The sequence below is a fragment of the Acidaminococcus sp. HCP3S3_H5 genome (assembly GCF_052122235.1).
In the GTDB taxonomy this organism is placed as follows: Bacteria; Bacillota; Negativicutes; order Acidaminococcales; family Acidaminococcaceae; genus Acidaminococcus.
The window spans coordinates 199,127-219,415 of sequence record NZ_JBQKCS010000006.1; the positions used below are offsets into that span (position 1 = coordinate 199,127).

At 59.5% G+C, this 20,289-nt stretch carries 13 protein-coding genes and 1 other annotated feature; of the genes, 9 read left to right on the forward strand and 4 right to left on the reverse strand.

The annotated features are described in order from the left end of the window. Positions 1–30 precede the first annotated feature (30 nt). Entirely contained in the window at positions 31–1,206 is a 1,176-nt protein-coding gene (locus tag ACTQY5_RS09000) for a phosphoribosylaminoimidazolecarboxamide formyltransferase (RefSeq protein ID WP_308664402.1), read from the forward strand. A gap of 122 nt (positions 1,207–1,328) precedes the next feature. Beyond that, positions 1,329–1,574 (forward strand) — a binding site (T-box leader). 59 nt (positions 1,575–1,633) lie between these two features. After that, on the forward strand, positions 1,634–3,322 hold the full coding sequence (gene leuA / locus ACTQY5_RS09005; protein ID WP_022487210.1) for a 2-isopropylmalate synthase: 1,689 nt from the start codon (positions 1,634–1,636) through the stop codon (positions 3,320–3,322). 45 nt (positions 3,323–3,367) lie between these two features. Here the strand turns inward: leuA and sfsA are convergent, their stop codons facing one another. From sfsA to ACTQY5_RS09025, 4 genes are all read right to left on the reverse strand, one after another. Then, a complete protein-coding gene (gene sfsA / locus ACTQY5_RS09010) occupies positions 3,368–4,045 on the reverse strand; it encodes a DNA/RNA nuclease SfsA (protein ID WP_154487889.1) in 678 nt (225 codons plus the stop codon). Between the two features lie 17 nt (positions 4,046–4,062). After that, complete coding sequence (locus ACTQY5_RS09015; protein ID WP_154487888.1) at positions 4,063–4,686, reverse strand: Flp family type IVb pilin; 624 nt, start codon at positions 4,684–4,686, stop codon at positions 4,063–4,065. A 25-nt stretch (positions 4,687–4,711) separates the two neighbouring features. Further along, positions 4,712–5,512 carry an MBL fold metallo-hydrolase gene (locus tag ACTQY5_RS09020; RefSeq protein WP_022487203.1) on the reverse strand — a complete coding sequence of 267 codons (801 nt, stop codon included), beginning with the start codon at positions 5,510–5,512 and terminating at the stop codon, positions 4,712–4,714. A 179-nt stretch (positions 5,513–5,691) separates the two neighbouring features. Continuing rightward, complete coding sequence (locus ACTQY5_RS09025) at positions 5,692–6,867, reverse strand: ATP-binding protein (protein WP_022487204.1); 1,176 nt, start codon at positions 6,865–6,867, stop codon at positions 5,692–5,694. A gap of 84 nt (positions 6,868–6,951) precedes the next feature. On the opposite strand from ACTQY5_RS09025, the gene ACTQY5_RS09030 reads away from it, so the two are divergent. From ACTQY5_RS09030 to ACTQY5_RS09060, 7 genes are all read left to right on the forward strand, one after another. Continuing rightward, positions 6,952–8,325: an SLC13 family permease gene (locus ACTQY5_RS09030; RefSeq protein WP_022487205.1), complete on the forward strand. Its 1,374-nt coding sequence runs from the start codon at positions 6,952–6,954 to the stop codon at positions 8,323–8,325. Between the two features lie 877 nt (positions 8,326–9,202). After that, a complete protein-coding gene (locus ACTQY5_RS09035; protein WP_229778429.1) occupies positions 9,203–10,243 on the forward strand; it encodes a hypothetical protein in 1,041 nt (346 codons plus the stop codon). A 249-nt stretch (positions 10,244–10,492) separates the two neighbouring features. After that, positions 10,493–13,504 (forward strand): PD-(D/E)XK nuclease family protein, encoded by a 3,012-nt coding sequence (locus ACTQY5_RS09040; RefSeq protein ID WP_441369094.1) that lies wholly within the window; start codon positions 10,493–10,495, stop codon positions 13,502–13,504. 4 nt (positions 13,505–13,508) lie between these two features. Next, the gene (locus ACTQY5_RS09045; RefSeq protein WP_441369095.1) at positions 13,509–16,847 is read left to right on the forward strand and encodes a UvrD-helicase domain-containing protein; all 3,339 of its coding nucleotides are present in this window, start codon (positions 13,509–13,511) and stop codon (positions 16,845–16,847) included. A 592-nt stretch (positions 16,848–17,439) separates the two neighbouring features. Continuing rightward, positions 17,440–18,102 carry an HAD-IA family hydrolase gene (locus tag ACTQY5_RS09050; RefSeq protein ID WP_326831108.1) on the forward strand — a complete coding sequence of 221 codons (663 nt, stop codon included), beginning with the start codon at positions 17,440–17,442 and terminating at the stop codon, positions 18,100–18,102. Between the two features lie 15 nt (positions 18,103–18,117). Next, positions 18,118–18,945, forward strand: a complete 828-nt coding sequence (gene mtnP, locus ACTQY5_RS09055; protein ID WP_022486840.1) for an S-methyl-5'-thioadenosine phosphorylase — start codon at positions 18,118–18,120, stop codon at positions 18,943–18,945. 8 nt (positions 18,946–18,953) lie between these two features. After that, the gene (locus ACTQY5_RS09060) at positions 18,954–20,237 is read left to right on the forward strand and encodes an amidohydrolase (RefSeq protein WP_022486841.1); all 1,284 of its coding nucleotides are present in this window, start codon (positions 18,954–18,956) and stop codon (positions 20,235–20,237) included. Positions 20,238–20,289: the final 52 nt, after the last annotated feature.

The window sequence follows — 20,289 nt, forward strand, 5'->3', positions numbered from 1 at the left end:
TTTTCTTTTGACCTTAAGGAGGAATCTTTCATGAAAGAACTGAAACTGAAGTATGGCTGCAATCCCAACCAGATCCCGGCCCGGATCTATATGCAGAGCGGGGCGGAACTGCCCATTACGGTGCTCAACGGCAGACCCGGGTACATCAACTTCCTGGATGCCTTCAACAGCTGGCAGCTGGTGCGGGAACTGCGGAGAGCCACCGGTCTGCCGGCAGCTGCTTCCTTCAAACATGTAAGCCCGGCCGGGGCGGCTGTGGGCCTGCCTCTGACGGATACCCTGAAGAAGATCTACAGCGTGGAAGGCATGGACCTGTCCCCTCTGGCCAGTGCCTATGCCCGGGCCCGCGGGGCGGACCGGATGAGTTCTTTCGGGGATTTCGTGGCTCTGTCCGACGTGTGCGACAAATCCACCGCCCTGGTGCTCCAGCATGAAGTGTCCGACGGGGTCATTGCGCCCGGGTACGAACCGGAAGCCCTGGAAATCCTGTCCGCCAAGAAAAAGGGCAAATACAATGTGATCCAGATCGACCCGGCCTATGAACCGGAAGAACTGGAAACCAAGCAGGTCTTCGGCATCACCTTTGAACAGAAACGGAACAACGACCATATTACGGAAGACCTGCTCCAGAACCGGCCTACGAAGAACAAGGAAATCCCGGAAGCAGCCCGGCGGGATCTGCTGATCGCCATGATCACCCTGAAATACACCCAGTCCAACTCCGTATGCTATGTGAAGGACGGCCAGACCATCGGCGTGGGCGCCGGCCAGCAGTCCCGGATCCACTGCACCCGTCTGGCCGGGGACAAAGCGGACAAATGGTGGCTGCGCCAGAGCCCCAAGGTGCTGAACCTGCCCTTCCGGGCGGATATCCGGAAACCGGACCGGGACAACACCATCGACGTGTACACTTCTGACGACTGGGAAGATGTGCTGGCTGACGGGGTATGGGAAAACTTCTTTACGGAAAAACCGGAACCCATGACCCGGGAAGAACGGAAGGCCTGGATTGCCAAGAACACCGGGGTAGCCCTGGGTTCCGACGCCTTCTTCCCCTTTGGGGACAACATTGAACGGGCCCACCGGAGCGGGGTGGAATACATCGCCCAGACCGGCGGCAGCATCCGGGACGACAATGTAATTGCCACCTGCGACAAATACAACATCGCCATGGCCATGACGGGAGTACGGCTGTTTCATCATTGATGGGGAGGGTGCTGTTGCTTATGCAACAGCACCTATTTTTTTTAAACATTTTTCCACAAAACTGTTGACAGCCATTATAAAAGGCTCTATAATAAGCACCATCAAGTTCAAAAGTGTAACCAACAATGACTGCGAAGGAAAGAAGATCAGAAAGGGAATTCACAGAGAGTCGACATTTGCTGGGAGTCGATAGTTCGCTTCTGAATGATAACTGGTTCCAGAGTCGTCCGGGTGATAAGTAGTCCGGAACGGGAGGTCCCGTTACAGACCTTAGCCTTATACTTGCTTGAGTAAGAGGTGAAAGGGCCGGCTTTTTGGCTGGCTGAATCAGGGTGGTACAGCGTGGAATTATTTGCCTCGCCCCTAGAGAAAACAGGGGGCGGGGATTTTTTTATGACCGCCTCGAAAATCCAAGGAGGAATTCATTATGCATAAGCCCATTAAAAAGTACATTCCCTTCCAGGGAGTCAGCCTGCCGGACCGTACCTGGCCGGACAAGACCATCACCAAGCCCCCCATCTGGTGCAGCGTGGACCTGCGGGACGGGAACCAGGCCCTGGTGACCCCCATGCAGCTGGAAGAGAAGCTGCTGCTGTTCACCACCCTGGTGAAGATCGGTTTCAAGGAAATCGAAGTAGGGTTCCCTTCCGCTTCTGATACGGAATATGAAATCCTCCGGACCCTGATCGAGGACAACTACATCCCCGATGACGTGACCATCCAGGTCCTGGTCCAGGCCCGTCCGGAACTGATCAAAAAGACCTTTGAAGCGGTGAAGGGCGCCAAGAACGTGATCATCCACTTCTACAACTCCACTTCCACCCTCCAGCGGAAAATCGTGTTCCGGAAGGACATGGAAGGAATCACCAAGATTGCCGTGGACGGGGCCAAACTGATCCGGGAACTGACGGAAAAGGAAATCGCCAAAAGCGGCATGAACATCCGGTACGAATATTCTCCCGAAAGCTTCACCGGCACGGAAACCGACTATGCGGTGGAAATCTGTGAAGCGGTGATGGATACCCTGGGAGCCACCAAGGAAAAACCGGTGATCATCAACCTGCCTTCTACGGTGGAAATGTCCACCCCCAACACCTATGCGGACCAGATTGAATACTTCATCCGGCACCTGAAGGACCGGGACCGGGCCATTATCAGTGTCCATCCCCACAATGACCGGGGCGAAGGGGTGGCTGCCACGGAACTGGCCATGATGGCCGGTGCGGACCGGGTGGAAGGGACCCTGTTCGGCAACGGGGAACGGACCGGGAACGTGGACATCGTCACCCTGGCCCTCAACATGTACACCCACAATGTGGATCCCCAGCTGGACTTCTCCCACATCAACCGGATCAAACGGATCTGCGAAAGCGTCACCAAGATGAAAGTGGAACCCCGTCATCCCTACGCCGGGGAACTGGTCTTCACCGCTTTCTCCGGATCCCATCAGGATGCCATCCGGAAGGGCTTCAAGTACATGGCAGATACCAACAGCCGGTACTGGGAAGTTCCCTATCTGCCCATCAACCCGGCGGATATCCACCGGGAATATGAACCGGTGATCCGGATCAACAGCCAGTCCGGCAAGGGCGGCGCCGCCTTTGTAATGCAGCAGGCAGTGGGGTATTACCTGCCGAAAGAAATGCATCCGGAATTCGGCCATATGGTGAAGGAAGCCGCCGATGAATACGGGGACGAACTGAGCGCCAGCCAGATCGTGGAACTGTTCAACAAAAAGTATGTGGACTATAAGGGCAAGTTCGAACTGGGAGCCCACAAGGTGTACGACAACCACGAAGGGGATGAGGATACCAGCACCATCTTCGAAGGGGATGTGAAGGCCGACGGTACGGTGATGCACGTGACCGGCAACGGGAACGGGCCCATCGATGCCTTCTTCAATGCCCTGAACAAGATCGGGGTGGACGGGTTCGAGTTCATCAACTATCACGAACACGCCATCAGCCAGGGGTCCAATTCCAAGGCCATTTCCTACATCGAACTGAAGAAACCGGACGGAAACCACATTTTCGGTGTGGGCATCCATCCCAATATCAACACCGCATCCCTGTTGGGCATCGTCAATGCCATCAACCGGGCGATCGGACAGAAATAAAAAAATGTGGGGTGCTGCACGTTTTGTGCAGCACCCCACATTTTTTTACAACACAATCTCCACCTGCTTCCCGATCTCCAGGGTCCCCGGGGTTACGTTACAATCGTAGGCCAGGAGGGTCACTCCTTTGTTTCGGGCTTCCTGGAGGGCCTGGGCGAAATCCGGGTCGGTTTTCCGGTTGGGTTCGAAATGGTCCACATCTGCCATCTGGATCACCAGGAACACATAGGCTCCGTAGCCTTCTTCCGCCGCCCGGATCAGTTCGTGGAGGTGCTTGGCACCCCGGGCGGTGGGGGCATCGGGAAAACGGACCACCCCGTCTTCTTCCAGGGTGACGCCCTTCACTTCCAGGAAGGATTTCCTGTCCCCCTGTTCCAGGTAGAAGTCGAACCGGGACTGGTCGTACCGGAATTCGGGCTGGATTTTGGTCAGGCCGGGGAGGCCTCCCTGTTCCAGCCATTCCTGGACCACCTTGTTGGGAGCCTGGGAATCCATGTTGATGAGCCGGGAGCCTTTTTCCACGGCCACCAGGTCGTATTTGGTCTTCCGTTTGGGATTGTCACTGGCGGTAAGGTACACGGCGGCACCGGGGACCAGCAGTTCCCGGCACCGGCCGGTGTTCTTCACATGGCAGGTTTCTTCCTTCCCGGCAATCTCCACCTGGGCGATGAAACGGTTGGGCCGGGAAAGGAAGGTACCGGCTGTGATGTTGGGATAGTGCATACAGTCAGGTCCTTTCGTCAGGGATTCCAGATTTCTTTCTTGTAGTTGTTGCTGTCGGAAGGCCGGAACCCGTCTTTATTTTCATTGGTGTAACCGGTGCCTTCCCGGTATTTCACCTGATAGGAGTTTTCCCCTGTCCGGGTGATTTCCACGCCGTACCAGTCTACATTTTTCTGGTCCACGGAAGCCCCGGTATAGGATTTTTCCCCGTCAACAGACTTCCAGAAACCGTAAAATCCCCCGTTAGCCATATAGTTTTTTCCGTTGACTGTCACTGAGCCTGTTTTTCCCACCAGGCCGTTGATGTGGTAACCATCGGCGTTCCCGTTGTTGGCATTCTGGGCATAGATGCCCACGGTGGCTCCTCTGTCAAGCTGAACCGTCCCCTTGGCAATGGCTGCCTTCAGCATTTTCGCCATGGCGTCTGCATAGCCCCGGTCGTGGATCACCGCCGGGTCGCTTTCTTTTTCCACGGTGGCCAGCAGGTTGTTGGCATTCCCGAATACGGCCTGTATTTTCTGGCCGAAGTTGTTCTGGCTGTAGATCAGGAATCCGATGCCTACGATAATGGCCAGCATCAGGGCGTATTCAATGATGTTCTGTCCTTTGGAGCGCAGAGCGTGTTTTCTGTTGTGCTGCATGAGAAGGCCTCCTTTCCCTCTCTTCTTACCACAGTTTCATTTGTTCCAAATCATCCGGCACCCACAGATTTCCCCGGTAGTAGTTCTTTCCTTCAGCGGTATACAGCTCTTTCCGCTGGGGCAGGTGGTTGTCTTCGGTGTGGTACAGGATCAGATTGGGCACCTGGAGCCGGTCGGCGTTTTCACAGGCTTCCCGTACAGTGGAATGGTGCTTTTCGTAGGGACGGAACCGGTCCCGGTCCCGGTACAGGCAGAAGGCTTCATGGAGGAGCCACTGGCTGCCGGAGAGCCGGGTAAAGTTATGGTCGTTCATGGGTTCATCCCCGCAGCAGCCCAGTTTGTGGCCGTTGCTTTCCAATACATAGCCGAACTGCTTGGCCTTGGTGGAATGGATGTCGAAAAAGGTCACGTCCCAGCCCCGGATCTTCCGGGTCTCTCCGTCTTCCACGGTGATGAAGTGGAGCCGGGTGTCCAGGTATTTCAGGTCTCCCGGGTCCAGCAGCAGCCGGGCCGTGCTCCGGAGCAGGGTGATCACCTCATCGTGGCCGTAGATCCGGGCTTCTCCCACATAGGTGCCCCGTTTCATGGCCTTCACGATCATCCGGATTACCCAGAAGACCCCCAGCACATGGTCCATATGCCGGTGGGTGACAAAGATGTCCTTGATCTTTTGCCAGGGCAGCCGGGCCCGCTTCAGCTGGCGCAGGATCCCGTTGCCGCCGCCCCCGTCCACCAACAGGTAACGTTCATTCTGGCGCAGGACATAGCAGGTGTTGTAGCACCGGGTGGAGATGGCATGGCCTGTACCTAAAAATAAAATTTCCATACAGTTGTTTTCCTTCCCTTATCTTACCATTAAGTATACTCTATATGGACGCTGTAGGGAAGGGGGAGGTTCCGGATGGGTGTGGTGACAGTGTCTATACGGACATTAACTGTTGGAAGACAGTCGGCCGTTGACCGCTGACAAAAAAGAGACTGTTGCATGCGCAGCAGCCTCTTTTTTTACATGTCCTCCAAAAACGAATGTTCCTTTCCTTTTTCCTTGTACTTCAGTACCGTGTCCAGGTTCACGTTTTCCAGGCTGTGGAAGATGTTGGCGGGGACCTGGGGGTTCTTTTCCGCCAGGGCGGCAATGAGCTTCTTCACTTCCAGCCGCTTGGAATCGGTGGTGCCGTCGGTGTGGCAGGTGGAGCAGGTTTCGGTGAACTTGCAGGCGCACTGGATGAAGTACAGGCCGTTTTCGTCCCGCCAGCTTTTGATGTCGGCTTCCCGTACATAGTACAGGGGCCGGATCAGCTCCATCCCCGGGCAGCTGGTGCTTTTCAGCCGGGGGAGCATGGTGCGGATGGCGCCGGAATAGAGCATGCTCATAAGATTGGTCTCGATCACGTCATCGAAATGGTGGCCCAGGGCGATCTTATTGCATCCCAGGTCCCGGGCCTTCCGATACAGGTACCCCCGGCGCATTTTGGCGCACAGGTAGCAGGGAGAATCCTCCACATGGAACACGGATTCGAAAATGTTGGTGGAAAAGAAGGTCAGGGGCACCTGGAGCAGTTTGGCGTTTTCCTCGATGATCTTCCGGTTCATTTCATTGTATCCCGGGTCCATGCACAAAAACACCAGGTCAAAGGGAATCTTGTTGTGGCGCTTCAGGTCCTGGAACAGTTTGGCCATGAGCATGGAATCCTTGCCCCCGGAAATGCACACGGCGATCCTGTCTCCGGGCTGGATCATGTCATAATCGCAGATGGCCTGGACGAATTTGCTGGAGATCCGCCGTTTGTACTTCCGGCGCAGGGAGGATTCGATCCGTTTCAGCCGCTGGGAATCTTCCGCTGCCAGGGCGTTCTCCCGTTCCAGCTTCTTCTGGAGCCAAAGGGAATAGCCCCCCTGAAGGGAAACGGCGGTCCAGCCCTGGTCCCGGAGGTTGGCGGCAAGGCCCAGGCTGATTTTTCCCCACATGCAGAGCAGGACGATCAGTTTGTCTTCCGGCAGGTCCACGCTGCCTGCCTGGAGTTCCAGGGGGTTCAGGTTCACGGCGCCGGGCACCGTGCCCCGGTCAAAAGCCGCCGGGTCCCGGATATCCGCCAGGAACACCTGTTCCGGGGCCAGGGCCGCCAGTTCCTCCACCGTGATTTCAGTTTTGTCTTCCCAAAGGGAAAGGGTAGTATCCATAGATGCAAAAGCTTCCTTTATAGTAGAATATTTTCCATTTTACCATGCTATAATGAACCTATCAACCAAAAGGGGGGAAGGGTCATGAAGAAACGGATCTGCCTGGGGCTGGGGCCCGGGCTGCTTTTGCTCTGCCGGTGGGTTTTGGCAGGGACCTTTGGGGCCGGCGGGGCCTGGGCTCTGGGAGTGTCCCTGTGGATGATCTTCTGGTGGATCACCCGGCCAGTGGGGCTGACGGTGACGGCCCTGGTGCCGGTGGTGGCCAATGCCTTTCTAAGCCTGGCGCCCATGGACCATCTGCTGGCCCAGTACGCTTCCAGCAGCATCGTCCTGCTGTTTGCCGCCACCCTGCTGACCCTCCCCTGGGAAAAAATCGGCCTGGACCACCGGATCGCCCTCCGGTGCCTGGCCTTTATCGGCCCTTCCATGAAAAGCCAGATCACCGTATGGTTCCTGGCGGCCACCCTGTTTTCTATCGTGCTGCCCAATGCGGTGGTGGTAGCCGTGTTCACCCCCACGGCCCTGGCCATGCTGAAGGCTGCCGGGTACCGGGGCAGCGACCCGGCAACGGGGCCCATCCTCTGCGCCATTGTGTTCGGTTCCGTGGTGGGAGGGGTGGGGACTCCGGTGGGAGGCGCCATGGACGTAATTGCCGCTGCCCTTTACCAGCAGGCCACTGGAGAGGAATTCCTGTTCACCCGGTGGTTCGGAGTCTTCCTGCCCTATCTGGGAACAGCCACCGCGGCCACCCTGGGGGTCCAGCTGCTCCAGAAGGACCCGGTGAGCCGGCTCCAGGGTACCCGGGAATACTTCCTGGCGGAATGCCGGCGGATGGGGGCCATGAGCCGGGATGAAAAGATCTGCCTGGGACTGTTCGGCCTGGCCCTGGCAGGGTCCTTTCTCCGGCCTTTGTATGCCCCTGTGCTGCCCGGGCTCCAGCCGGCCTATCTGTACGGGAGCCTGGGGTTCCTGTTGTTCTTTATCAATGGAAAGGACGGAAAGCCCCTGCTTACCTGGAACTATGCCCAGCAGCACATGATCTGGGGCGTACTGATCCTCTTCGCCGGAGGCCTGGCCATGGGGAATCTGCTGGAAGCCTCAGGAGCCAACGGCCGGCTGGCCCGGTGGGTGGGGGGAATGGCTCCGGCGCCGGGGCTGCCTTTGGTGGCGGGAATCGTCCTTTTGGGGGCCTTTCTGTCCGAAGTGTCCAGCATCACCATCTCTTCGGCCCTGACGGTGCCCCTGGTGATCACCTACACCCAGAGTGCCGGCCTGCCCCTGCTGCCCTACTGGATGGCGGCGGTGATGGGGTTCAACGGAGCTTTTCTGCTGCCCACCGGCATCCGGGCCATTCCCTGCGGCGCCGGCCTGGATACGGCCACCCTGTTCCAAAGAGGGCTGCCCGTGTGTGCGGTGCGGATCTTGTGTGCAGCGGTGATGGGATGGATGGCCGGATAGACGGCAAGCCATCGTCAACGGCCGCTGACTGTTGACCATTGACAGGAAGGAGTTGCCCTGGCACCCTATGCAGGTACTCATCAATGCAGCATTGCCAATTACAGACCCAGCAGCAGTTCCATGGGACACTTGGCCGCAGCACTAAACTGGTGATGGGAACGGACACAATGTCCGCCCAGGGAGGGGCGGGGGACCGTGCGGAGCACGGTGGTGGGGGCATCGGCGACAGCCGATATTTTGCAGGTCCGGCAGACAACAATGGAGTGTACGGGTAGGAGCAAGGCCTCTGGGTCTACAGTTTCCATTGCTGCATTTCCAACCGCTGAGTCCGTTCCCTCGCCAAGGTATTCGGTCCTTTCAGGACCTCATGCCCCCACCACCGGGCAAGCCCGGTCCCCCGCCCCTGCAGGGCGGACTTGGCCTCCGGCCTTGCTGGTACTTTGTACGAGTATACATCGATTATTCGGGAGCCGGGAGGGCAGGCCCAGGAGGAGTCGGCGGGACAACATCGGGTGTTGTCGCTCCTGGGGTGGAGCACGCGGGCGATAGAGTCCGGTTTCCTGGTCCGTAGCCGCAGCCTTTGACCGAAAGGGCAAGGCGATAGGCTGTGAGCCTCCCGCCAGGGACGAACGGGTCTGCCCTCCCGGCGGAGCGCTTTCGCGGATGGAAGAGTATAGAAGCTTTTTGCCTTCTGGGCGGCTCCTACGGTTCTGTGCTCTTCACTCTGCGCTTTCGGCCCCATGAACGAATAACTATACTGTGATGAAGGGTTCACCGAGAACTTGTTGACACATACCTCGTCACTCCCTTCCTGTTGCCCACGCAACAGCCCCATGGTATACTGATAGGAATGAAACAAAGGAGGCTTTTTTTGTCCATGACGGAGGAAAAGAAGAAACGGTCCTGGATCCGGTCCAAACTGCCCTTTCTGGTACTGACCCTTTTGGTGATCCTGGGGGTGGTGGGGTACAATTACCGGACGGACATCGAGATGCGCATCGTCCATTTGAAACCCCAGCCGGTGCGCCAGGTGGAACTGGGAAAAATGGGGCTCCAGCTCCAGCGGTTCAATACCCCGGAAATCACCAGCTACGATGTGGACAAGATCCTCAGCTTCGTGATCCGGGACGACCGGTTCTATCTGGCCCTCCGGAGCCAGGACGGGGACAGCACGGCAGTCCAGGCCTATGAACGGAAAGAGGGGAGCCTGTTTCCTCTCCGGAGCTTCGGGAAAAAGGGCACCTACACCATCCCGGATAAAATGGTCCTGAGCGTGAATATTGCCGAAAACGGGGACATTGTGTATGTGAAGAAGGGACTCCATACCCTCCGGGACGGGAACGACATCATCAGCCTGAAGGGGAACACCACCGCTACCCGGGTGGCCTTCCTGCCCAGTGGGGAACAGGCCTATCTGTACGGCAACGACAATTTCACCCTGGCGGAGTACCATGACGGAGCCTTTGAAAAGAACAAGCCCGCCTTCCTCCACAACCGGGCCAAACCTTTTGCAGGAGGCCTGACCCAGGTGCGGATCACGAAAGACGGAACCATTTTCGGGGGCGGACGGATCAAGCCCAACGGCCTGAATATGGTGGAAGCTTTCAACAGCAGGGGCAAGGCTCTCCGGAGCTTTGGCAGTCCCATCCAGACGGATAAGGATTCCATCTACAACCTGATCGATATGGCGGTGCTGGACCATTATCTGGTGGTCATCGACGGGTTCACCCTGAAGTTCTGGACCCGGGAGGGACAGTACCTGGGGACCCTGAACAGTTCCAAGGTGCTGGGAGACAACCTGAACTGCGCCAAACTGGCTCCCATCGACGGGAACACCCTGGGGATCCTGGCCTTCGTCCGGAATGCCCAGACCCGGCTGGTGGAGATCCGAATCTTCGCACTGACGTTTCCAAGGTGAACCAGCCTCATGAACCCCATATTTTTGAACGTGTAAATCGGTACCGTAGGGGCTGCACGCCGGGCAGCCCGCCAAATCATCGATGATCTGCGCATTTTGCGGGGCGCCGGGCCTGCGCCCCCTACGGTTATACACAGTGATACACAATAAAAAGAACCTGGTCAAAGGACAGGTTCTATCCAGTGGCCCGAGACCTGAAAAGGAGGCTGTTGCTTTTGCAACAGCCCCTTTTACCGAAAGGAGCCAATCATGTCCAACATCCTTCACTGCCTCCAGCTGGGGGAATCCATGGGAGACCGGTTCATAGCCGCGGCCCGGGAGCTGCCTTACGGGGCGGCTCTGTTCCTGGTGCCCAACCGGTACTTCTTCCAGAAGGTCCGGGAAACCGGGGCGGTCCGGGCTGCCATCCTGGATGCCCTGCCCCGGGAAATCCTCCGGTGGAACCGGGCGGAAACGGAATTCACCCGGATCACCCGGCCTGCCCAGAAAAAGATCCTGGAAGACACCCTGGACTATCTCAAGGGGCAGCTGTCCTACTTTTCCTCCCTGGTGGGGAAGGACGGGTTCCGGGACAGCCTGCTGACCCTGTTCGACGAATTTTCCCGGGATGATCTGGACCCGGCCACTTACCAGCAGGTGCTGCTGAACTGGAACCGGGAGGGAGCACTCCGGAACAAAGACATGGACCTGGCCAAGCTGTATCTGGTGTACAGCAGCAAAGTCCGGGAGCGGCGCCTGGAAGACCTGTCCCAGGAATACGCCCGGGCGGCGGAGGTGCTGGAACAGGGAGGCACCGTGCCCTGGGAAAAATGCTTCTTCAGCGAATTCTACCAGTTCACCCCGGTCCAGCTCCGGCTGCTCCGGGCCCTGGGACACTGCTGCGAAGTGGAAGTGGGCCTGTTTTATGATCCCAAACGGCCGGAACTGAGCCAGGTGACGGAAAAGATCTACGGGGATTTGCTGGGGGACGGATTCCTTCCGGTCCAGGAAGAACCGGTGACAGAAAAGCTGGAAGACCTGACCGCCCTGACCCGGGACTGGAAGCCGGGAGCCCGGACGGATACCGGGGCGCCCCACATCCACCTGGGGGAAGGGGTGAGCCAGGAACAGGAAATCCGTCTGGCCCTTACGTCCATTAAAGAACGGCTCCAGCAGGGAGTGAAGCCGGAGGAAATCCTGGTGCTGGTCCGGAAACTGGCGGATTACCAGGGTCTGGTCCGGTCCTTTGCTGAATACGGGATTCCCTGCCGGCTGCCCCAGGCGGCGGACCTGAAAAGCCAGCCTCTCACGGATTTCTTCACCAAGCTGCTGGCAGCGGCCAAAGAAAAGTGGGACCTGGCCCAATGGCAGGCCCTGTTCCGGTGTCCCCTGATGGAAGTGCTGTACCGGACGGACCGGGAAAAACTGGACCTGCTGTACACCCAGGAATATTTTCCCACCGCCGGCAGCCTCCTGTCCCATATCCAGCGGAAGGAACTGGTAGATACGGATTTCTGGACCTTGACGGACTTCCTCCAGGGCTCCCATACCCCGAAAGAATGGCGGGACGCCCTTACGGAAAAACTGGATGGATGGCAGCTGGCCCTGGCCTGGGGAAAACTCCACCAGGAGGGGAAGGTGGACCTGGCCCAGGTGAAGGTGCTGGCCAAAACGGAGGATTTCGTCCGGAAGACTCTGGACAGCCTGGTGAAGACCTGGGAACAACTGGGAAAAGCAGATGAAGAAATCAGTCTGGACCTGGTGCAGAAATTCTGGAAGGATTCCCTGGACCAGGGCAAACTGCCCCTGACCCCCGGGGAACCTCAGGGGGTGCCGGTGCTGGAAGCCGGGGAGATCCAGGGAGTATCCTTTCCCTACGTGTACATCCTGGGTGTCCGGGAAGGGCTGTTCCCGGCGGTGAAACGGGAAAGCTGGCTCTACAGCGACCAGGAACGGGGAGAACTGAATGCCCTGGGCCTGGAACTGAGCCTGACCGCCCGGGCCCTGGATACAGACCGGTACTTTTTCGGGTCCGCCGTGGCCCTGGCCGGCCGGGAGCTCCACCTCAGCTGGTACCGGGATGAGGAAGGGGGCCCCAGTCCCTACATTACTGAACTGGACCATTTCTTCGGGACAGAGGCCCTGCCGGTGACGGTCTATGAAAACACCCCGGACCGGTGTGCCAGTGCGGCCCAACTGGCGGATTTCCTGGGGGAACAGCCCCATCTGGCCCCCCGGGAGAAGGCCTTCCTGCTGGAAGCAGCCGGACAGGACTTTTTGGAACGGTCCCGGACGGAACAGCGCCGGTGGGAAGAGACGGACAGCCCCTGGAACGGTACGGTGCCCGGGGTGGTGAAGCGGCCCCTCCATCTGTCCGCTTCCAGCCTGGAGGGATATCTCCAGTGTCCTTTTGCCGCCCTGGTGAGCCAGGTGTGGAAGCTGGAACCCTGGGAGGAACAGGGTGCCTTCCCTGCGCCGGATGTGGTGGGGGACCTGATCCACCGGACCCTGGCGGCTTTTCTGGGGAAACATCTGGGAAAGGGCCTGGCCGGACTGGACCGAAAAGCCCTGGAACAGGAACTGGATGGGGTTTACCGGGACATGTTCCACAAGCTCTGCCTGGAAGGGAAGATCCCGGACAGTCCTCTTCTGGATCATCTCCGGGACCGGTACGGGAAATGGCTGAAGGCCTGGCTCCGAAAGGAAATGGAATATGAAGCCGCCGACCTGCTGGGCCTGAAGCCCGGCCGGGTGGAATGGAGCTTTGGACGGGAGCACAGCCCCTGGCCGGATCTGGTGAAAACCATCGACGGGGAAAAGGTGTATTTCTCCGGCCAGATCGACCGGATCGATACCAATGGAAAGAACTGGACTCTGCTGGATTACAAAACCGGCACACCCCCTTCCGGCCAGGACATCCTCCAGGGAAAGGCGGTGCAGCTGCCCCTGTACCTGGAAGCCCTGGAAACTCTGGGAAAAGTGCCCAAAGAGCAGATCCTGGGGGCCGGCTATGTGCACCTGCGCAGCGGGGACCGGAAGGGTGGGGCCTGGGACAAGGCTGCAAAGACCGCCTTCCCCTGGATGGCCAAAGCCCGTCCCCCGGAAATGAAACAGGCTCTGGAAGCCGCCCAAAAGGCGGTGGACCAGGCGGTGGGGGATATGAGAAAGGGCCGTTTCCCTGCCCGGCCTGCAGGAAAATGCCCGGCCTGGTGCCCGGCCCGGGACCTGTGCCGGATCGGGGAGAACCCCCACAGAACTGAGATCGAAAAGGAAGAGGAGTGATACCATGGCCAGTTTTACCCCACAGCAGCAGGAAGCCATCTCCACCCTGGACCGGAACGTGTCCGTATCCGCCGGGGCCGGGTCCGGGAAGACCCGGGTGCTGGTGGAACGGTTTTTGAAGATCCTCCAGGAACGGAAGGCCACTGCCCAGGAAATCCTGGCCATCACCTTCACCCGGAAAGCCGCCCGGGAAATGCAGGAACGGGTGCGGAAAGGGATCCTGGAACGGCTGACGGAGACTCTGGATCCGGAAGAAAAGGCCTACTGGCAGGAACAGCTCCAGCTGGCGGACCGGGCTCCCATTACCACCATCGACAGCTTCTGTTCCCAGGTGCTCCGGGAGAATCCGGTGGAAGCCGGCCTGGATCCTGATTTCGCCGTCAGGGAAGAATACCAGATCCGGGCCTTCCGGGAAGAAACCGCCCAGGCCTTTATCCAGAAGGAAATCCAGCAGCAGGCCGGGGATGTGGCGGCCCTGTTGGACCTGTACCCGGCGGACCGTCTGGCGGGGATCCTGACCGCCCTCATCGATGATCTCCCGGCCATCCTGGCGCTGCCGGGAGGGCTGGCCGCCCCCTATGAAGCCAGCCTGGCAGGGGAAGAAGAGGGGAAGATCGCTGCAGAAGGGGCCCTGGATGCCCTGCTGGAAGCCCGGGACCAGGCAGGCCCCAAAGGCCGGGAAAAGCTGGAAGTCCTGGCCGGCCAGCGGGAAGAGATCCACCAGTGGATCGCTGAGGGGTGCTATGACAGGGCCGCTGCTGCCTTAAAACCCGTTTCCGCCGCCGGAAAGGTGAAAGACCTGGTAAAGGAGGCCAAAGCCGCCCTGGACCGGCTCCAGGTGCTGTCCCTGGATGCCCTGGGGGCGGAGCAGGCCCGGAACTGGGAAACCGTCCTTGGCCGGTTCCGCCAGACCCTGCTGGATACGGCGGAAGCCAAAGAAATGTACAGTTTCGGGTACCTGTCCGCCAAGGCGGTGGACCTTCTGGAAAAACGGCCCAATGTACTGCTCCGGTACAAGAGCCGGTTCAAGTATGTGATGGTGGACGAATTCCAGGACACCAACGAAGAACAGAAGAAACTGGTGTATCTCCTCAGCGGAGGCAGCAGCCAGAGCCTCCAGGGCCGGAACCTGTTTGTGGTGGGGGACGCCAAGCAGTCCATCTACCGGTTCCGGGGGGCGGATGTAAGCGTGTTCCGTCAGGTCCGGGACGCCATCGGAAAGACCGGCGGGAACAACATTGTCATGGACGACAACTTCCGGTCGGCGCCGGAGATCATCGGGGCCTGCAACACCCTGTTCGACGACCTTCTGGGCACCGACAGCCAGTCCGATGTGACCGCCCAGCCCCTCCATCCCCATCAGCCCTCGTCCCGGAATCCTGTTTTTGCGGTGCTGAAGAAGGGGGACTGCACCCTGGAGGAATGCCAGCAGGCGGAAGGCCGGTATGTGGCCCAGGCCATCCGGCAGCTCCAGGAGGATACCGGGCTCCCCTACGGCCAGATGGCCATCCTGCTGCCCGCCATCCATCTGTCCCGGCAGTATGAGGAAGCCCTTACCGCCCTGGGGATCAAATCCCAGGTCAGTGACGGGAAGGGGTTCTATGACCGGCAGGAAGTGGTGGACTGGATCAACCTGCTCACCTTCCTGCTGAACACCCGGAAGGACTGGGCCCTGGCCGGGTTCCTCCGGTCCCCCTTCTGCGGGATCAGCGACCGGCAGATGACGGATCTCCTGAAGCCCTGGCCGGAACTGAGCCTGTGGGAAAGCCTGGAACAGAGCCTGGAAGAACCCTTCGTGACCCTGTCCCGGAAGCTGGAGACCCTGCACCGGACTGCTCTGTTCCAGTCCCTGCCGGAGCTGATGGACGGCTTCCAGGAAGCCTTTGCCGTGGAACCCACCCTGCTGGCCCAGCGGGGCGGACGGGAAAAACTGGCCAACTTCCGGAAGCTCCGGGCCCTGGGGGTGAAGGCGGCCATGGAAGAAGGGTTCACGGCCCGGGATTTCCTGGACCGGCTGGATCTTATGCGCCAGCTGTCCGCCCGGGAAAGCGCCGCCAACCAGGAGGAAGATCCGGAGGCGGTGAAGATCATGACCATCCACAAGTCCAAGGGACTGGAATTCCCGGCGGTGTTCCTGCCGGACCTGTCCAAAAAGGATCCTTCGGACCATCTGGGGATCCAGTTCCTCCCCGGCCAGGGGTTCGGGGTCAGGGTGGATCCGGGGGACGGGAACCTGGCGGAAACGTCCGTATACACCCGGCTGAAAGGGGAAAAACACCGGCTGGAACGGGCGGAAAAGCACCGGCAGCTGTACGTGGCCATGACCCGGGCGGAAAAATACCTGTATCTGGTGAATGTGGACGAAACCAAAGAAAACAGCAAGGCTCCGGACCCGGACAAGGAAAAATGGGGTCAGTCCCTCCAGCGGGTGTTCGCTCCTGGCGGTCCTCACGGGGACCAAATGGACTGGGAGATGCTGGATGTGGCGGAAATCCTGGAGGCAGAGGAAACCCAACAGGCCGGGGAAGGGGAGACCTTCGTCCTGGATCCGGCGGTCTATGACCGGATCCGTCCGGTGACCGTGCCCCGGAACCTGGAACTGTCCGCCAGCGCCCTGCTGGAATACGACAACTGTCCCCGGAGTTTCTATTACCATTATTTCCAGCACATGCCCGGTATCGACCCGGATACGGTGGGCATCGGCACCAGCCGGATTTCCGCCATCGACCTGGGGACCTATGTGCACCGGGTGCTGGAACTGCTCCAGGAAGAACCGGAAAAGGAGGCCCTGGAAGAAGCCCTGATCCTGCTGGACCGGACGGAGGAAGAAAAGCAGGTGTTCCTCCGGGAAGGGCGGAAAATGGTGGAAAAATACTGCGCCAGCCCTCTGTTTCAGGAAATCGCCGGACTGCCCGCCCAGGCGGAACGGGATTTCGAACTGGAACTGTTCCCCCTGGAAGCGGGGAAAGTGACCTTCCAGGGGAGCATCGACCGGCTGGTGACCCTGCCGGAGGGACAGCTGGGGATCGTGGACTACAAAACCGGCCATCCTCCGGCGGACGGGGAAGAAAAGCAGGGGTACACCCGGCAGCTGACCATCTACGCCCTGGCGGCGGAAACCCTGTACCCGGGACAGAAAGTGGCCTGGGCCAGGCTCCATTTCCTGAAGGACTGCAGCAGCTGGGAACTGAAGGACCGGGCCAGGGAAGAAGAAAAGCTGAAGACCCTTCTGGAAAATCTGCTGACCTGGGACAAAGAGGAACAGTTCCCGGCCAGGAAAGAGGGGTGCCAGTGGTGCCCGTACCGGTACTTCTGCACGGAGGGAGCAGCTGACAGTCACTAGGCATCAGTCTGCAGCCAAAGGAAGGAACCTGCGGCGGCAGGTTCCTTTGATGGGAAATGCAGCTGACGCTGCTAACCCACCACCACTGTGCAAGCGCAGCGGTCCCCCGCCCTTGAAAAGGGCGGATATATAAGCAGAATAATAGTTTGAGTCCTGCAGTCTTGGGCCCGCGCGGCGATCTCTCCTTTGAAAAGGGCGGATATATAAGCGGAATGATGGTTTGAGTCCTGCAGTCTTGGTCCTGCAGGAGGCAATATACGCTGGCGCCTGAAATCCATGACTTTTTTGCATCAGGGCTTCAGCCCGATGCGCCATATCCGCCCTTTACAAGGGCGGGGGACCAGCCGTAAGGCTGGTGGTGGGTTAGGCGCCGCCATTTTCGGCGCCGTTTCCTTTTGCCCGCCAGGGAAGAAGGGCGGGCCGTATGTTCTGCGCCGAATGCTTCAGCATTTGGCTTCCTTCGGCCATTGACCATTGACCATTGACCATTGACGGGGCTGCCGCGAGTGCGGCGGCCCCTTTTTAAAATCCTTTAATTTTCTGTCGATTCATGGTAAAATGACCGTTGTAGTATGTTCGAAGGAGGCTTTCTGTGGCTGCACGGGGAATTTTATTTGACTTTGACGGGACGCTGGCCAACACCACGCCCCTGATCCTGGCCACCTTCCACCAGACCCTGGACCATTTCGTCCCAGGGAATCAGGTGGATGACCAGACCATCATCAACACCTTCGGCCTGCCCCTCCGGGACGGCCTGGCCGGGATCACCGGCTGCACCGATCCGGAAGAGATGGACCGGATGGTGGCTTATTACCGCCAGTACAACACCGCCTGGCACGACGCCATGATCCAGCCCTTTCCCGGAGTGAAGGAGGGGCTTGCTGCCCTGCGCCGGGCCGGGGTCCCCATGGCCATTGTCACCAGCAAGTTCAAAGCCAGCTGCCTTAGGGGGCTCCGGTGTCTGGGGCTGGAAGACTGCATCGACGGCATCATCGGGTGCCAGGAATGCAGCGCCCACAAGCCGGACCCGGAACCTATGGAAAAGGGCCTGGAACTGCTGGGCCTTGCCGGAGAGGACTGCCTCTGTGTGGGAGACAGCCCCTATGACCTGGTCAGCGGCCACAAAGCCGGCTGCCAGACGGTGAAGGTGGGCTGGACCTCATTCCGGCAGGAATTCTTCGACCGGTTCATTCAGCCGGATTATGTGATCCGGTCCCTGGGAGACCTGCTTTCCTTTGTTGAACCATCAAACTGAGCGAGGTGATTCCAATTGCGGAAAATCGGCATCATCGGCGGCACCGGGGTGGAGGATGCGTCCTCCTTCGGCCGGCTCACCGCCTTAACGGTGGATACGCCCTTCGGCCAGGCTCACTGCCTGAAGGGGACCGCCGCCGGCCATGAGATCTATTTCCTGGCCCGGCACGGCCTGGACCACAGTGTCCCGCCCCACAAAATCAACTACCGGGCCAACATTTTCGCCCTGAAGAAGCTGGGAGTCACGGAGATCCTGTCCTTTACGGCGGTGGGGTCCCTGAACCGGGGACTGCCTCCGGGGACTTTTGTGGCCACCACCCAGATCCTGGACTTTACCAAAAGCCGGGTGAACACCTTCTTCAACGGGGAGAACGGTCAGGTGGCCCATGTGGATTTCGCCCAGCCCTACTGCCCGGCGCTCCGGGAACGGCTGATCCGTTGCCTGGTGAAACTGGGGCTCCGGCACAGCAAACAGGGGACCTATGTGGTGACGGAAGGGCCCCGGTATGAAACGGCGGCGGAAGTGCGGATGTATGGAGCCATGGGCGGGGACGTGGCCGGGATGACCAACATGCCGGAAGCGGTGCTGGCCCGGGAAGCGGAAATCTGCTACGCCAACTGTTCCGTGGTCACCAATATGGGTTCCGGGCTGGCGGCCCGGGCCCTGTCCCACGAAGAAGTGACGGAAGCCATGGAGAAGCTGGGAAAGCAGATCCTGTCCGTGATCGAAGCCTATGTGCAGGATGACGGGCCTCTGACCCACAGCTGCCATTGCGCCCAGGCCCTGCAGGAATACGGGGGCTTCCGGCTGGAGGCTTTCGGCGGGGACAAAAAGGAGGAATGACGCTGGACATGGTATATGATATCGTATTGCAGAATGTGGAACTGACAGATCCCGGGGACGGGACCCTGTTCAACATCGGGATCAACGGCAGCACCATCGGGTATGTGGGCACAGAACCGGTGGCAGGCCGGGAAGTGATCGACGGACGGAACCACCTGGCGGTGCCCGGGTGGGTGAACGCCCATACCCATGTGGCCATGACCCTGTTCCGCAGCTATGCCGACGACATGGCCCTGATGGACTGGCTCCAGAACCGGATCTGGCCCCTGGAAGCCAGACTGGACGGCCGGGCGGTGTACTGGGGGAGCCTGTTGGGGATTGCGGAAATGATCCGCACCGGCACCACCTGTTTCGCCGACATGTATTTCTTTATGGAAGAAACTGCCAAGGCTGCAGCGGACAGCGGCATCCGGGCAGTACTGTCCCGGGGTCTCACCGGCAGCAGCGTGGCAGACGGGGCCGCCCGTCTGGAGGAGAACACGCAGCTGTACAAGACCTGGAACGGGGCCCAGAACGGACGGATCACCGTGATGTTCGGTCCTCATGCCCCCTACACCTGCAGCCCGGATTATCTGAAATCCGTCATCGCCCGGGCTCGGGAACTGGGAGCGGAGATCCACATGCATCTTTCGGAAACCGCCGGGGAAGTGGCGGACTGCCGGAAACAGTACGGCAAGAGCCCCATTGCCCTGATGGAAGAACTGGGGATGTTCGACGGAGGGACCCTGGCGGCCCACTGTGTCCATGTGGATGAGGAGGATATGGACATTATGGCCCGGCACCAGGTCCGGGTGGCCCACAACCCCCAGAGCAACCTGAAACTGGCCAGCGGCATCGCTCCTGTGGCCCGGATGCTGGAAAAGGGCATCACCGTAGGCCTGGGCACCGACGGGGCCAGCAGCAACAACAATCTGGACATGCTGGAAGAAGTCCGGCTGGCGGCCATGCTGGCCAAGACCCAGTCCGGGGATCCCAAGGCGGTACCGGCTTCCCAGGCCCTTGCCATGGGCACCTGGATGGGGGCGGAAGCTGTGGGCCTGAAAAACCTGGGGAAACTGGAAGTGGGCCAGAAGGCGGATGTGGTGCTCTACAACATGGCCTCCCCGGCCTGGTACCCCCGGCACGACCGCACGTCCCTTCTGGTGTATGCCGGGTCCTCCGCGGACGTGGACACGGTGCTGGTGGACGGGAACATCCTGCTGCGCAAAGGAGAACTGACCACCATCGACCTGGAGAAAGTCACCGCGGAAGTGGGACAGTGTCTGAAGGAAATGACAGCCAGTGCAGAGTGAAGAACGGGGCCGCTGGCCGGACCCCACCACCGTCCTGACGGACGATGAACGG